Raw genomic sequence first — 13392 nt, 5'->3', positions numbered from 1 at the left:
CTTGGAGGTGACAGGCACCAATTTATTATCGTTGTTCCATTTGTTCTTTTGTGTAGATGATGCGCATGGGGTTGCCGCCGACGAAGGCGCCTGGGGGGACGTCTTTGTGGACGAGGGTGCCGGCGGAGACGATGGCCCCGTCGCCGATTTGGATTCCAGGGAGGAGAGTGCAGTTGGCGCCAATCATGACTTCGCTGCCTATTTCCACTGGTCCAAGCCGATATTCTTTGATTAAATATTCATGCGCGAGAATCGTTGTATTATAGCCGATGACTGAATTGCGTCCGACACTGATTTTTTCAGGAAACATCACATCGAGCATGACCATTAATGCGAATGACGTTTGCTCCCCAACTTTCATCCGCAAAAATGTTCGATAAAGCCAGCTCTTCATACCTAGAAAAGGTGTATATCGCGCCACTTGGATAACGATAAAATTTTTGACAACCTTCAAAAAAGGGACAGTTTTATAAACATGCCAAAGCGAGTTTGCCCCTTCAACCGGATAGCGCACCGTTCGCCTCATGCACGGTCACCTTCAAGAATATCAATCAAATCAGGCATCCGCTCCAGCATATAGTCCGGATGAAACTGCAGAAGATGTTCTCTTCCTTTTGATGACCATGCCACACCGGCAGTTTTCACGCCTGCGTTTCTTCCGCCTAAAATATCATGGTGATTATCGCCAATCATAATCGCTGTCTCGGGCTCTGAATCTAATAACTCCAATGCTCTCAATATCGGCTCAGCATCAGGCTTCGGTCGTTCCACATGATCCAGAGCAACAACCACTTCGAAAAATTCATCCAGCTTTGTGAGCCTTAATCCCTTTTCTACTACATCTAGCATCTTAGTTGTTACAATGCCAAGCTTATAGCCTGATTCCTTCAGCGTCCTTACCGTCTCATAGACTCCGTCGAATTCCTTCACGAGTACATCATGTTGCTCTTTATTGTAGCTGCGGTACATATCTAGCATTTCAGAAGACTTCTCCGGATCAACCGAGTTAAACGATTCCGTCAAAGTTGGCCCCATAAACGGAAGGACATCTTCTCGTGTATATTGACCTGGATAATAATGACCTAAAGTATGCAAAAAAGAAGAAATAATCAATTCGTTTGTATCGATTAACGTTCCATCTAAATCGAATAAGACTGTATTAATTTGAGACATATGTTGCTTCCTTTCTTGGACTCGCATCTAATTTTTTCCAAATAAATGCTACTACCATTGTAAGTATCACTGCGACAACCACTCTAATGATCAGCAATGGAAGAACCGGAATGCCGAGTGGGATAAAAATGAGCGTATCTTCAACCACCGCATGGCAAGCAACAAGGAATATAAACGCAAGCGTCACATCTTTTTTACTTACGCCATCCTCTTTCACAGCTTGAATCATCACACCGGCACCAAAAGCCAAACCAAACAGCAGTCCTGCAGCAAGGGTCGTCGAAGTATTCTCTCTCATACCAAGCTTTCTTGTTAAAGGCGCCATCCATTTTGAAAAAACAGCTAGCCATTTACGATCCTTCAATATTTGAACAACAACCATCAGCGGGATGACAATAACCGCTAACTGGAATATACCTAACGCCGCCTTCTCAACGGCATTCACTAAAATAGGCACCCAGCCAGTCAGCACTTCTTCACTTGCACCCACTAGCCCGTATTGTGCAACCTCAGATCCACCCCGCCAGACTAAATTAATAATGATGCCAGAAATCACTGCCAACCCGATTCTTACCGCTAACACAATCCAGAGCTTCACACCTACTTTGATGGCTACACTGGACTCAATTAGCAAATTATGTGAAAACGACAGCATCACAGCGAGAATAAATACTTCTTTCACAGTAAGCTCCAGCGTGAGGATTGCTCCTATCCCTGCATATACATTGAGAAAATTACCAAGCACTAAAGGGATTGCAGCATCTCCAGATAAGCCAAAAATACTCATCAGCGGAGCAATAAGGTCAATTACCCATGGTAAAATCGGCGTATGCTGAAGCAAAGCAACAATTAATGTGACGGGGAAAATAATTTTCCCCAGTGTCCATGTTGTCTTTAAGCCAACCTTCAACCCTTCCTTAAAAGAATGAAGCATGATGTCTCTCCCCCGGTCTATTTGTTCGGTTTATCTAAATACCTCTCTTTTGAATAACCTTTCACTCTTCGATAAATTAATATTGCGACTGCACCGACCACAAGCACAACCGAAATCATCTGAGCCGCACGTAAAAACTCTGTAGCCATCAAGCTGTCTGTTCTCATGCCTTCAATAAAAAAGCGTCCGATTGAATACCAAATGACATAAGTGAGGAAAAGCTCTCCTCGTCGCAAATTCACTTTTCTTAAAGCGATCAAAAGGAAAAACCCTGCAAAGTTCCATAATGATTCATATAGGAATGTCGGGTGGTAATAAGCGCCATTAATATACATCCCATTAATAATAAACTCTGGAAGGTGCAGATTTTCTAAAAACTGTCTCGTTACTTCTTCGCCATGTGCCTCTTGGTTCATAAAGTTGCCCCAGCGGCCAATCGCCTGCCCTAATATTATGCTTGGCGCAGCAATATCCGCAAGTTGCCAGAAGGACACGCCTCTCCTTTTCGCAAAAATATAGGCAGTAATCACAGCACCTATAAGCGCCCCATGAATCGCAATTCCACCGTTCCAAATTTTAATAATTTCTCCCGGATTTTGTGAATAATAATCCCATTGAAAAATAACATAGTAAATCCGTGCACAAATAATTGATATTGGAATCGCCCATAGCATTAAATCAGCAAAAATGTCTTTTCCTAAACCGCGTTTATCAGATTCCCTCATTGCCACAATCAAGGCAAGCGCAATTCCGATACCAATAATAAGACCATACCATCTGATTTGTAACGGCCCTAAAGAAATCGCCACTGGATCGATTGGCGTAATAGACAATAGCATAACCACTTCTCCTTCTATATGTAATGCAAATGATGCTTACCTTGCAAAGATTGCACCATCTGTAAAAAAACTTACTTAACGATCTTCATGTTCACCATCTTCTATCACATCTGACAGGCGATTAGTGAATTGCTCTGCCGCATTCACTCCCATCCGTTTTAAACGGAAGTTCATGGCCGCTACCTCTATAATAACGGCTAAGTTTCGTCCAGGTCTAACAGGAATCGTCAGTTTTGTTAATTCTGTATCTATAATTTTCATCTTTTCCTCATCGAGACCAAGCCGGTCATATTGCTTCTTAGAATCCCATATTTCTAAATCCATCACAATCGAAATCTTCTTGAATCGGCGAATCGCGCCAGCTCCGAATAACGTCATTACGTTAATAATTCCTAGACCGCGAATTTCCAGTAAATGCTCAATCAATTCAGGAGAACTACCAACAAGAGTGTCTTCATCCTCTTGGCGAATTTCTACACAATCATCAGCGACAAGCCTGTGGCCCCGTTTAACAAGTTCCAGTGCCGTTTCACTTTTACCAACACCGCTTTTCCCGGTAATTAACACACCGACGCCATAAATATCAACGAGCACACCGTGAAGCGCTGTCGTTGGAGCCAGCTTGCTTTCTAAAAAATTGGTCAGCAAACTAGAAAACCTCGTCGTTTTTTGTTTCGTTCGTAAAATAGGAACAGCCTCTCGTTCTGCAGCCTCAATCAATTCCAACGGCACTTCAAGATCCCTTGTCACAATGATTGCCGGTGTAATGTCTGAACATAAGCGTTCCAGCCGCGCCTCACGTTCAAGCTCATTCAGCTTCTCCGTAAACGAAAGCTCTGTCTTCCCTAAAAGCTGAATTCGTTCCGCCGGAAAATAATCGAAATAGCCCGCCAATTCAATACCTGGCCTGGAAATATCGCTTGTTGTAACCGGGCGATTTATTCCTTCCTCACCACTGACCAATTCTAAATTAAATTTCTCTATAACATCCTTCGTCCGGACCTTCGACAAACAATTCCCCTCCTCCTGATCAGAAACATGAACCATCTATTAAAAAACTTTGAAACAGTAATGCCTTCGAGCCAATTAAATTGATACGACCTTTATTTTAGCATTTTTTTCAAAAGAACCAAATCCTTTAAGACTATCCTTTTATGTGAGTGATAAAATAATTCTATCACCTACCGAAAGGAGAGGTCTCGGATGAGCCGGATTTTATTAAAAAATGCTCAGGTTGTCAGTGAGGATGGACAGTTATTTCATGGATACATATTGATAGAAAACAAAAAAATCCTCTCTGTTGGGACGATGAATCAATGTCCAGATGTTCAAATCAAGCAAACGATTGATTTACATCCAGACTTTATCATTAGCCCCGGATTTATTGACATTCATATTCACGGAGCTGCAGGTGCCGATGTGATGGACGGGACAGCAAAAGCGTTGTCTACAATCGCTCAGGCTCTCCCTTCAGAAGGAACGACAAGCTTCCTGGCAACAACGATTACACAGGAAGTTCAGCAGATTGAATCGGCACTTAAAAATACTGCTGAATTTTTTTCTTCACCAGGTGAATCCGAAATGATTGGCATTCATTTAGAGGGACCTTTTATTAATAAAAGTAAAGCAGGCGCCCAGCCTGACGCCCATATCTTAAAGCCTAATATTCCTCTGTTATCCAGATGGAGAAAAATTTCCGGCAACAAAATAAAGATGGTTACCTATGCACCCGAAAATGACCTAGATTTGTCATTTATAAAGTATATAGCACATCAGCAAATGATTGCAGCAATCGGGCACTCCGATGGAAGCTATAAGGAAATAGAACGTGCAGCAAATAACGGTGCATCCCATATTACCCATTTGTTTAACGGCATGCGCGGCATGCATCATCGAGAGGCTGGGGCTGCAGGGGCAGCTTTACTTTTAGATTCATTGACTAATGAAATTATTGCTGATGGCTACCATATTTGTCCTGAAATGGTGAGTCTGGCTCTAAAGATGAAAGGATTAGAAAGAATCATTCTTATTACTGACAGCATGCGGGCAAAATACTTACAGGACGGACAATATGAACTTGGCGGTCAGAAAGTATTTGTTGCTGACGGAATGGCTAAAATGGTGGACGGGACCTTGGCAGGCAGTATTTTAAAAATGAATGAAGCTGTCCGCAATATGATGGATTTTTCAGGATTAAACGTAGTAGAAGCCATTCAATTGGCCAGTGCCAATCCCGCAAAAAAGCTTGGGTTATTTCACAGAAAAGGCAGCATTGCGCCGGGCAAAGATAGTGATTTAGTCGTGCTCGATCCAAAGATGAATGTCGTTTTGACTATTTGCCGTGGAGAAATAAGCTATGAACGCACATAAAAAAAGTCAGCTAAATAAGCTGACTCACAGTGTTGAGAAAAAGTGATAATAAGTAAATTTAGTTGGGTTTGGAGAGGTATCTTTTCGACGCCTGCGAGAGAGTAGCGATACAGTCGAGACACTATATGCTTAACGCTCGAATCGCTATATATCAAGCGTTAAGCATTGGAAAATCTCAAACCCTTCATTTTTATTTTTGAAATGAGTTTCTCTACAGCCTGAGTCAGCTAAATAAACTGACGTCCTCTTAGCGCCAAACAACCTTTTGAATAATTACATTGGCAATCGACATTAAGATTGATACAAGTATGGCAGTTCCGAACCCTGCGATCTCAAACGAGCTGCCCATTAAACCATCCGTAATAAGCAATGTAACGGCATTAATGACAAATAAAAACAAGCCTAATGATAACACTGTAATCGGCAGTGTTAAGATTATTAGTATCGGTCTAACCAAAATATTTAATATAGATAAAATAAAACTCGCGCCCAATGCAGCTCCGAACCCTGATAAATAGAAGGATTCCTCAAAGAAGCCTGCAATTGCCATAAATAGAATGGCATTAATTAAAATTCCAATTAACCATTTCATCTCTCTTTACACCTCTTCATTTGGATGTAAGGAAGATAGAGTTTATAAAGCGTTGGATTTTTTTACTGTGACAGAACCAGTCTTTGTATCTGCATCAAGCTTTAAACCACTCTTAGGATCTTTTATCGACTTAAAGCGGAGAACTTTTTGAATAACATCGCTCTTTTCTTCTATAATCTCGATTCCGTCTAAATGGACATTAAAGCTACCGAGATTCGTTTTAAGTTCCCCATTCACTTCTGAAAATGGAGGAAGAGCAATTTCTAAGCTTCCTGTTGTCGCTTTCGTTTCGATATATTCGCAGCGAGAGCCGTTAACTGTGCAATATACATCTCCGTTAAAGGAATGGACATCCACCTTTTTATAATCTCCGTCGACCTTAATCATGCCACTAATTGTTTCTGCTTCAATATGATCGACTAAACTGTTTTCAACCGTTATTTGGCCATGGACGGTTTCCATTTCAGCATGTTTACTTTGTAGTTTCTTCATATTTATTTTGCCATTCGCTGTTTTGGCCTTAAATGATGATACTGTTATATTTTCACTTTCTATTGGACCATTAAACGTCCTGAGCTTTAATTTCTCATAATCTTTTTCAGGAACATAAATTACTGCATTTAATTTAATCCATTTTTGCTGTGTAGAAAATTTTAATTTTTCATCCTTAATCGTAAAGACAACGTCATTAAGAAATTTTTGACGTGCTTCATCCTGCGTTTCTGAACGGTAAACCTTTGCTTCGCATTCAATGCGAACATCCGTCTGTTTCCAAGGAAAAACTTTTACCGAACCATTCGCTATATCAATTTCTATGTCTTTAAAATATACATCAGATTGTTGAAAAATATGTGAAATATCTATCGAATGTCCAAAATTAAAGTCCAAGTCTGCATCCTTTATCTTTTTAAATGCAGAGTCTACAAAATCAATGAACTTATCTTTTGCAGAATTAAATTTGTAATTAAATGGCTCTTCTTTTTTCGCTTCTTCAAAGTGGACGGCTGTTGAAAGATCCTTAACGATATCTTCTTGCTTTTCTTCTGCTGTTTTGCTCGCTTTTTCTAATTCTTCAAGCAGCGTAAGCGCCTCATCCACAGACAGCTTTCCATCCTCAACCATTTTTAAGATTCTTTTTCTTTCTTCTTGCATGACAATCCCTCCAAATGATTCAATTTGTCGAAAGTACTTTTATTCCTTTAATCATATTCCATATTAGTACTGTTAGACTAATAACTATGCTTAGGACAACGGCAGTAATGAACATTAATGGCATCCCGTCATTTTCAAAAGCAACAAAAAGACTGAAAATGAGAATTGGTACAGGAACAAGCAGGCATAAATGAGAGATCAATGCCTGTTTTGCATGCCGCTTCGTTTCTATATTTTCTACAACAAAGAATACTATTATAGGAAATATGATACCCGCAAACAAAACACTGAAATAGCTGAGCGCTGAAAGCACCTTATTTGAGTCCATCTTTTTCAGCTCCTTCGTACTAATATTTACGAAACAGCGGTTAAAAAGTTTCAGGTTTTGAAAAGTTTTGTTTGAACTACATTTATATATACGCTACTTTTATTAAACTCATATTTGCCAAAGAAAAAAACCGTCTTAGGTCTTAGACGGTTTCAAGTTATTGATAGGCTGCCAAGTCGGTTGTTCTTGGGGCTTCTTTACGTTTGACCTCATCGATTTTGTGTACAAACATTTGAAAAACTTTACGTTTCTCTTCAAGCTCTTTTGCCTGTTCTTTGAGCTGATTATATTTTTCTTCGAAAGGTTTATGATACCGCTCGCGAATACTGTCTATAATCTCATCATTTACAGTAGACTGAATGACTTGCTTAGTTATTCCGTATTTATACGAATAAAGCTTAAGCTCGAGCTTAATGTTTTCAAATTCTTCATTAATTTGACTAAGCACCTCAGAAATATCTTCTTTCCACTCTTCTAACGATTTCGCTAAATAATCTTCCATTATACCCTCCCTTTCCCCTTTGTTTTATTTTTTATTATAAATGAAGATGATTACACAGCTTTTTCTATAGGGTTACAAAAAGTTGTCTTTTCCTTGGAAAAGCAATTTTAAGATATGCCCTTCGCGGTCTCAGCGTTGTCACATATCCAGCACGAGTCTGCAGATCTTTTTAAAAAATAAGATTAGAGCAATCCCTCAAAGGGACTGCTCCTGAAGCTGTCGGAAAACTCAATTCATAATAAAAATAAAGAGTTGGAGATATTCCGAGGCTTACCACTCGCTTTCCGCAGGGCGAGCGTCGAGCCGCTTCGGCAAACGAACCTTTAGTTTAGTGTCTCGACTGTCTCGCAACTCCCACAGGAGTCAAGCGGACAAAATCACTTTCTCAAGGGCTTTCAGGAGCAGTCCTATATGGAACTGCTCCTGAGAGGTTATGCGTTAGGCACACTTTCTTTTTCAGCAATTTGCTTCTTCATACGCGCTCGATCACGTTCAAGAACCGGTTTTAAATATTTTCCAGTATATGATTCTGGCGTTTCTGCAATTTTTTCCGGTGTACCTGTCGCAAGGATTGTACCGCCTTTATGACCGCCTTCAGGTCCGAGGTCGATAATATAGTCGGCTGCCTTAATGACGTCAAGATTATGCTCGATGACAAGTACTGTATCGCCATTGTCAACGAGACGTTGTAAAACAACGAGCAATCTCGCAATATCATCAACATGAAGGCCAGTTGTCGGTTCATCAAGAATATAGAATGACTTGCCTGTTGAGCGGCGATGCAGCTCTGAAGCAAGCTTCACGCGCTGCGCTTCTCCTCCAGACAATGTGGTAGCAGGCTGGCCAAGTTTTACATAGCTAAGCCCTACATCATAAATCGTTTGCAGCTTGCGGTTGATTTTAGGAATATTTTCGAAAAACTCCACAGCATCTTCAACAGTCATATCAAGGATTTCTGAGATATTCTTTCCTTTATATTTGACCTCAAGTGTCTCACGATTGTAACGCTTGCCATGACAAACTTCACATGGAACATAAACATCCGGAAGGAAATGCATTTCAATTTTTATGATGCCATCTCCTCGACATGCTTCACAGCGGCCCCCCTTTACATTGAAGCTAAAGCGGCCTTTCTTATATCCTCTCACCTTCGCTTCATTTGTTGAAGCAAACACATCGCGAATATCGTCAAACACACCAGTATACGTTGCCGGATTTGAACGCGGAGTTCTGCCAATTGGCGATTGGTCAATATCGATCACTTTCTCCAACTGATCGATGCCTGTAATTTCTTTATGCTCACCCGGCTTGCTTTTCGCCCTATTCAGCTTCTGAGCCAGGCTTTTATGAAGAATTTCATTAATTAATGTACTTTTCCCTGATCCAGATACCCCAGTGACGGCAGTAAACGTACCGAGAGGGAATCTCACATCTACATTTTTTAAGTTGTTTTCTTTGGCACCCTTCACTTCAATATAACGGCCATTGCTCTTTCTTCGTTCAATTGGAAGCGGAATAAACTTCTTCCCTGCTAAATATTGTCCTGTTAATGATTTGTCGTCATTCATCACCTCATCAGGTGTACCTGCTGAAATAATCTGTCCACCATGTACACCTGCACCAGGTCCAACATCTATTAAATAATCGGCAGCCATCATCGTATCTTCATCATGTTCAACGACGATCAGCGTATTGCCAATATCCCGCATATTTTTCAGCGTTTCAATTAAGCGGTCATTATCACGCTGATGCAATCCAATGGATGGTTCATCTAATATATAGAGGACGCCAGTTAAGCGTGAGCCGATTTGCGTCGCCAGCCTGATACGCTGCGCCTCTCCACCAGATAATGTGCCGGATGCTCTGCTCAATGTCAAATAATCCAATCCGACATTGATTAAGAAACCTAACCGCTCTTTAATTTCGCGGAAAATGAGATTGGCAATTTTCATTTCTTTTTCTGATAGCTTTAAGTTACCGAAAAACTCGAATGCATCTTCGATAGAAAGATCAGTTACTTTACCAACATGATTCCCGTCAATAAGAACCGCTAAGCTCTCCGTTTTTAGGCGGTAGCCTTTGCATGATGGACAAGCATGCTCGCCCATATATTTCTCCATTTGCTCGCGAATATAATCTGAGCTTGTGTCTTTATAGCGGCGCTGAATATTATTGATTACACCTTCAAAATGGATATTTCCTTCACGGATTTGGCCAAAATCATTTTCATATTTAAAATAAATTTTATCTTTACCAGAACCGTATAAAATTTTTTGCAGCTGGTCATCTGGCAAATCTTTAATCGGTGTATCCATATCAATACCGTAATGAGTACATACTGCTTCGAGCAGCTGCGGATAATATTGCGAACTGCTTGGCTCCCAAGGGGCAATTGCATTTTGCTTCAAGGTCAATCCTTTATCAGGTATGACCAAATCGGGATCAACCTCAAGCTTAGAGCCGAGCCCATCACATTCAGGACAGGCGCCAAATGGACTATTAAATGAAAACATCCTCGGTTCAAGCTCACCGATTGAGAATCCGCAATGTGGGCAAGCATGATTTTCGCTGAACAGCAGCTCCTCTTCCCCAATTACGTCAATAATAACCTTGCCGCCTCCCATTTTAAGGGCCGTTTCGATCGAATCAGCCAAACGGGCTGCAACTCCTTCTTTTACGACAATGCGGTCGATGACTACTTCTATTGAATGCTTTTTATTTTTTTCAAGATCAATATCATCGTCTAAATCACGCATTTCCCCATCAACTCGAACGCGAACAAATCCTTGCTTCTTCACCTCTTCAAGGATTTTCACATGCGTGCCTTTACGTCCGGAAACTAAGGGGCCAAGCACCTGCATTTTTGTTCTTTCTGGATATTCCATAATACGGTCAACCATTTGTTCAATTGTCTGCGAAGAAATTTCGATATGATGAATTGGACAAGTTGGCCGGCCCACCCTTGCATAGAGAAGACGTAAATAATCATATATTTCTGTAACTGTCCCTACTGTCGAACGCGGATTTTTACTTGTTGTTTTTTGGTCAATGGAAATGGCAGGAGACAATCCTTCAATTGTATCTACATCCGGCTTATCCATTTGACCAAGAAATTGCCGTGCATAGGCGGACAATGATTCAACATAGCGGCGCTGTCCTTCTGCATAGATTGTATCGAATGCCAGTGAGGATTTACCTGAACCAGATAATCCGGTGATTACAACTAGCTGATCTCTTGGGATAGTAACATCTATATTTTTTAAATTATGTGCCCTGGCACCTTTTACAATCAATTTTTCCATTGCCATTTGATTTGATCACCCTTCCGCTTTTAACTCCAAAATTAAATCACGAAGCTCGGCAGCACGTTCGAAATTGAGCGCTTTGGCTGCTTCCTTCATTTCTTTTTCCATATTGCCAATAAGCTTTTCTCGTTCTTTTTTAGTCAAATTACCCAGTTTTTCAGATGCATTATATTCTTCAGGCTCCTCGGCAGCATGCGTGGCGCGAATGACATCGCGAATATCCTTTTTAATTGTCTGCGGAGTAATGCCATGCTTTTCATTATGTTCTTCCTGGATGGCTCTGCGTCGCTTTGTTTCACTGATCGCAAGCTCCATTGAGTTGGTCATTTTATCCGCGTACATGATTACCTTGCCATTTGCGTTCCGGGCTGCACGACCGATCGTTTGAATTAATGAGCGTTCAGAACGAAGGAACCCTTCTTTATCAGCATCTAAAATGGTTACAAGTGATACTTCCGGAATATCAAGTCCTTCTCTGAGAAGATTAATCCCCACTAGTACATCATATTTGCCAAGTCGTAGCTCACGGATGATTTCAATTCTCTCAAGGGTTTTTACCTCAGAGTGAAGGTATTGAATCTTGATGCCGATTTCCTTTAAATAATCAGTTAAATCCTCTGACATTTTTTTCGTTAAGGTAGTGATTAGCACCCGCTCATTTTTCTCCACGCGTTCCTGTATTTCTCCAATTAAATCATCAATTTGGCCTTCGATTGGACGCACTTCAATAATCGGGTCAAGCAATCCTGTCGGACGGATAATTTGCTCCACGACCTCTGGTGTATGTTCAAGCTCATACGGACCCGGAGTAGCTGAAACATAGACAATTTGGTTAATATGATTCTCATATTCCGAGAAGGTTAACGGGCGGTTATCCAAAGCGGAAGGCAGGCGGAATCCATGCTCAACAAGGACACTCTTGCGCGCCTGGTCCCCGTTATACATACCTCTGACCTGCGGCAGTGTGACATGGGATTCATCGACAACCATTAAGAAGTCTTTCGGAAAATAATCTAGAAGTGTATATGGAGTTGAGCCTGCTGGCCTTAAAGTCAGATGTCGTGAATAGTTTTCAATTCCAGAACAAAAGCCCATTTCCCTCATCATTTCCAGATCATACCTCGTTCTTTGCTCTAAACGCTGTGCCTGTAGAAGTTGGCCATTCTCTCTTAAATCAGCCAAACGCTCTTCAAGTTCCTTCTCAATATTCTCTATAGCAACGCGCATTTTCTCTTCGCGGGTAACGAAGTGGGAAGCTGGGAAAATTGCTACATGGTCACGCTCGCCAATGATTTCACCAGTTAATGCATCGACCTCACGAATGCGATCAATTTCATCGCCAAAAAACTCAACCCTTAAGCAATGTTCATCTTTGGATGCCGGGAAGATTTCGACTACATCCCCTCGCACTCTAAATGTTCCGCGAATGAAATTCATATCGTTGCGTTCATATTGGATATCAACAAGCTTTCTCAGGAGCTGATTGCGTTCGATTTCCATCCCAGTTCTTAAAGACAGCACCATTTCACGGTATTCCTCAGGCGAACCTAGGCCGTAAATGCACGAGACGCTGGCAATAACGATGACATCTTGTCTTTCAAATAAAGAGGAGGTTGCTGAGTGGCGAAGCTTATCAATTTCGTCATTGATGCTTGAATCCTTTTCTATGAATGTGTCAGTTGAAGGTACATAGGCCTCTGGCTGGTAGTAGTCATAATAGCTGACAAAATATTCGACCGCATTGTTCGGGAAGAACTCTTTAAACTCGCTGTATAGCTGCCCCGCAAGTGTTTTATTATGGGCAATAACTAGTGTAGGCTTATTCACTTCCTTAATTACATTAGAAATGGTGAATGTTTTCCCTGTACCTGTTGCTCCTAAAAGCGTTTGATGCTTTTTATTCTCTTTAATTCCCTTTACAAGCTCTTTAATAGCGACCGGCTGATCGCCTTCAGGAGAATATTTTGAAACAAGTTCAAACTGTTCCTTCACACCTAAAACCTCCTCTAATAAAAATTCCTCTATAAATTAAGTCAAATCAACACGAAAAAGATGCTGACCCTCTTTTTACATTAATTTACTAAAACTCCTATCATCATTCTACCACAAACACCCTAAAACAAACCAACAATATGCGAACGGATATTCGTTTTTTTAAAACATTGGGTACCTGTCACCCACAAAACATTACAAAAAT

The 13392-nt window shown here is 40.9% G+C and carries 12 protein-coding genes; 1 reads left to right on the top strand and 11 read right to left on the bottom strand.

Annotated elements, in window-relative coordinates:
- Nucleotides 1–25 precede the first annotated feature (25 nt).
- The 5 genes from CWS20_RS21825 to hprK all read right to left on the bottom strand — a co-directional run bounded on the left by CWS20_RS21825 (nt 26) and on the right by hprK (nt 3957).
- Nucleotides 26–526 carry an acyltransferase gene (locus tag CWS20_RS21825; protein ID WP_066189942.1) on the bottom strand — a complete coding sequence of 167 codons (501 nt, stop codon included), beginning with the start codon at nt 524–526 and terminating at the stop codon, nt 26–28.
- A complete protein-coding gene (gene ppaX / locus CWS20_RS21820) occupies nt 523–1173 on the bottom strand; it encodes a pyrophosphatase PpaX (protein ID WP_066189939.1) in 651 nt (216 codons plus the stop codon). Before ppaX ends, CWS20_RS21825 begins: the two co-directional genes overlap by 4 nt.
- Nucleotides 1160–2107: a nucleoside recognition domain-containing protein gene (locus tag CWS20_RS21815; RefSeq protein WP_411814267.1), complete on the bottom strand. Its 948-nt coding sequence runs from the start codon at nt 2105–2107 to the stop codon at nt 1160–1162. The genes ppaX and CWS20_RS21815 overlap by 14 nt, the downstream gene beginning before the upstream one ends.
- Before the next feature lie 17 nt (nt 2108–2124).
- Nucleotides 2125–2946, bottom strand: a complete 822-nt coding sequence (gene lgt, locus CWS20_RS21810) for a prolipoprotein diacylglyceryl transferase (RefSeq protein ID WP_066189933.1) — start codon at nt 2944–2946, stop codon at nt 2125–2127.
- A gap of 75 nt (nt 2947–3021) precedes the next feature.
- Nucleotides 3022–3957, bottom strand: a complete 936-nt coding sequence (hprK, locus tag CWS20_RS21805; protein WP_066189931.1) for an HPr(Ser) kinase/phosphatase — start codon at nt 3955–3957, stop codon at nt 3022–3024.
- A gap of 192 nt (nt 3958–4149) precedes the next feature.
- Between hprK and nagA the strand changes: the two genes are divergently transcribed.
- Nucleotides 4150–5316, top strand: a complete 1167-nt coding sequence (nagA, locus tag CWS20_RS21800; RefSeq protein ID WP_066189928.1) for an N-acetylglucosamine-6-phosphate deacetylase — start codon at nt 4150–4152, stop codon at nt 5314–5316.
- A gap of 247 nt (nt 5317–5563) precedes the next feature.
- Here nagA and CWS20_RS21795 read toward each other — a convergent pair whose 3' ends face one another.
- The 6 genes from CWS20_RS21795 to uvrB form a co-directional block, all read right to left on the bottom strand.
- Entirely contained in the window at nt 5564–5908 is a 345-nt protein-coding gene (locus CWS20_RS21795) for a phage holin family protein (protein ID WP_066189926.1), read from the bottom strand.
- A 42-nt stretch (nt 5909–5950) separates the two neighbouring features.
- On the bottom strand, nt 5951–7060 hold the full coding sequence (locus CWS20_RS21790) for a DUF4097 family beta strand repeat-containing protein (RefSeq protein ID WP_066189923.1): 1110 nt from the start codon (nt 7058–7060) through the stop codon (nt 5951–5953).
- A 19-nt stretch (nt 7061–7079) separates the two neighbouring features.
- Nucleotides 7080–7388 carry a magnetosome magnetite crystal formation protein family gene (locus CWS20_RS21785; protein WP_066189920.1) on the bottom strand — a complete coding sequence of 103 codons (309 nt, stop codon included), beginning with the start codon at nt 7386–7388 and terminating at the stop codon, nt 7080–7082.
- Nucleotides 7389–7545: 157 nt separating this feature from the next.
- The gene (locus tag CWS20_RS21780) at nt 7546–7890 is read right to left on the bottom strand and encodes a hypothetical protein (RefSeq protein ID WP_066189918.1); all 345 of its coding nucleotides are present in this window, start codon (nt 7888–7890) and stop codon (nt 7546–7548) included.
- A 431-nt stretch (nt 7891–8321) separates the two neighbouring features.
- Nucleotides 8322–11198 (bottom strand): excinuclease ABC subunit UvrA, encoded by a 2877-nt coding sequence (uvrA, locus tag CWS20_RS21775; protein WP_066189915.1) that lies wholly within the window; start codon nt 11196–11198, stop codon nt 8322–8324.
- A 9-nt stretch (nt 11199–11207) separates the two neighbouring features.
- On the bottom strand, nt 11208–13187 hold the full coding sequence (gene uvrB, locus CWS20_RS21770; protein WP_066189912.1) for an excinuclease ABC subunit UvrB: 1980 nt from the start codon (nt 13185–13187) through the stop codon (nt 11208–11210).
- Nucleotides 13188–13392: the final 205 nt, after the last annotated feature.

This window comes from Cytobacillus horneckiae, from assembly GCF_002835735.1.
Lineage (GTDB): Bacteria > Bacillota > Bacilli > Bacillales > Cytobacillaceae > Cytobacillus > Cytobacillus horneckiae.
This window is presented reverse-complemented; position numbering and strand designations above follow the sequence as displayed.

Bases quoted from the DNA above. Each gene is read 5' to 3' on its own strand.
- CWS20_RS21825 (WP_066189942.1), bottom strand. From the start codon at position 526: ATGAGGCGAACGGTGCGCTATCCGGTTGAAGGGGCAAACTCGCTTTGG.
- ppaX (WP_066189939.1), bottom strand. From the start codon at position 1,173: ATGTCTCAAATTAATACAGTCTTATTCGATTTAGATGGAACGTTAATC.
- CWS20_RS21815 (WP_411814267.1), bottom strand. From the start codon at position 2,107: ATGCTTCATTCTTTTAAGGAAGGGTTGAAGGTTGGCTTAAAGACAACA.
- lgt (WP_066189933.1), bottom strand. From the start codon at position 2,946: ATGCTATTGTCTATTACGCCAATCGATCCAGTGGCGATTTCTTTAGGG.
- nagA (WP_066189928.1), top strand. From the start codon at position 4,150: ATGAGCCGGATTTTATTAAAAAATGCTCAGGTTGTCAGTGAGGATGGA.
- CWS20_RS21795 (WP_066189926.1), bottom strand. From the start codon at position 5,908: ATGAAATGGTTAATTGGAATTTTAATTAATGCCATTCTATTTATGGCA.
- CWS20_RS21790 (WP_066189923.1), bottom strand. From the start codon at position 7,060: ATGCAAGAAGAAAGAAAAAGAATCTTAAAAATGGTTGAGGATGGAAAG.
- CWS20_RS21785 (WP_066189920.1), bottom strand. From the start codon at position 7,388: ATGGACTCAAATAAGGTGCTTTCAGCGCTCAGCTATTTCAGTGTTTTG.
- CWS20_RS21780 (WP_066189918.1), bottom strand. From the start codon at position 7,890: ATGGAAGATTATTTAGCGAAATCGTTAGAAGAGTGGAAAGAAGATATT.
- uvrA (WP_066189915.1), bottom strand. From the start codon at position 11,198: ATGGCAATGGAAAAATTGATTGTAAAAGGTGCCAGGGCACATAATTTA.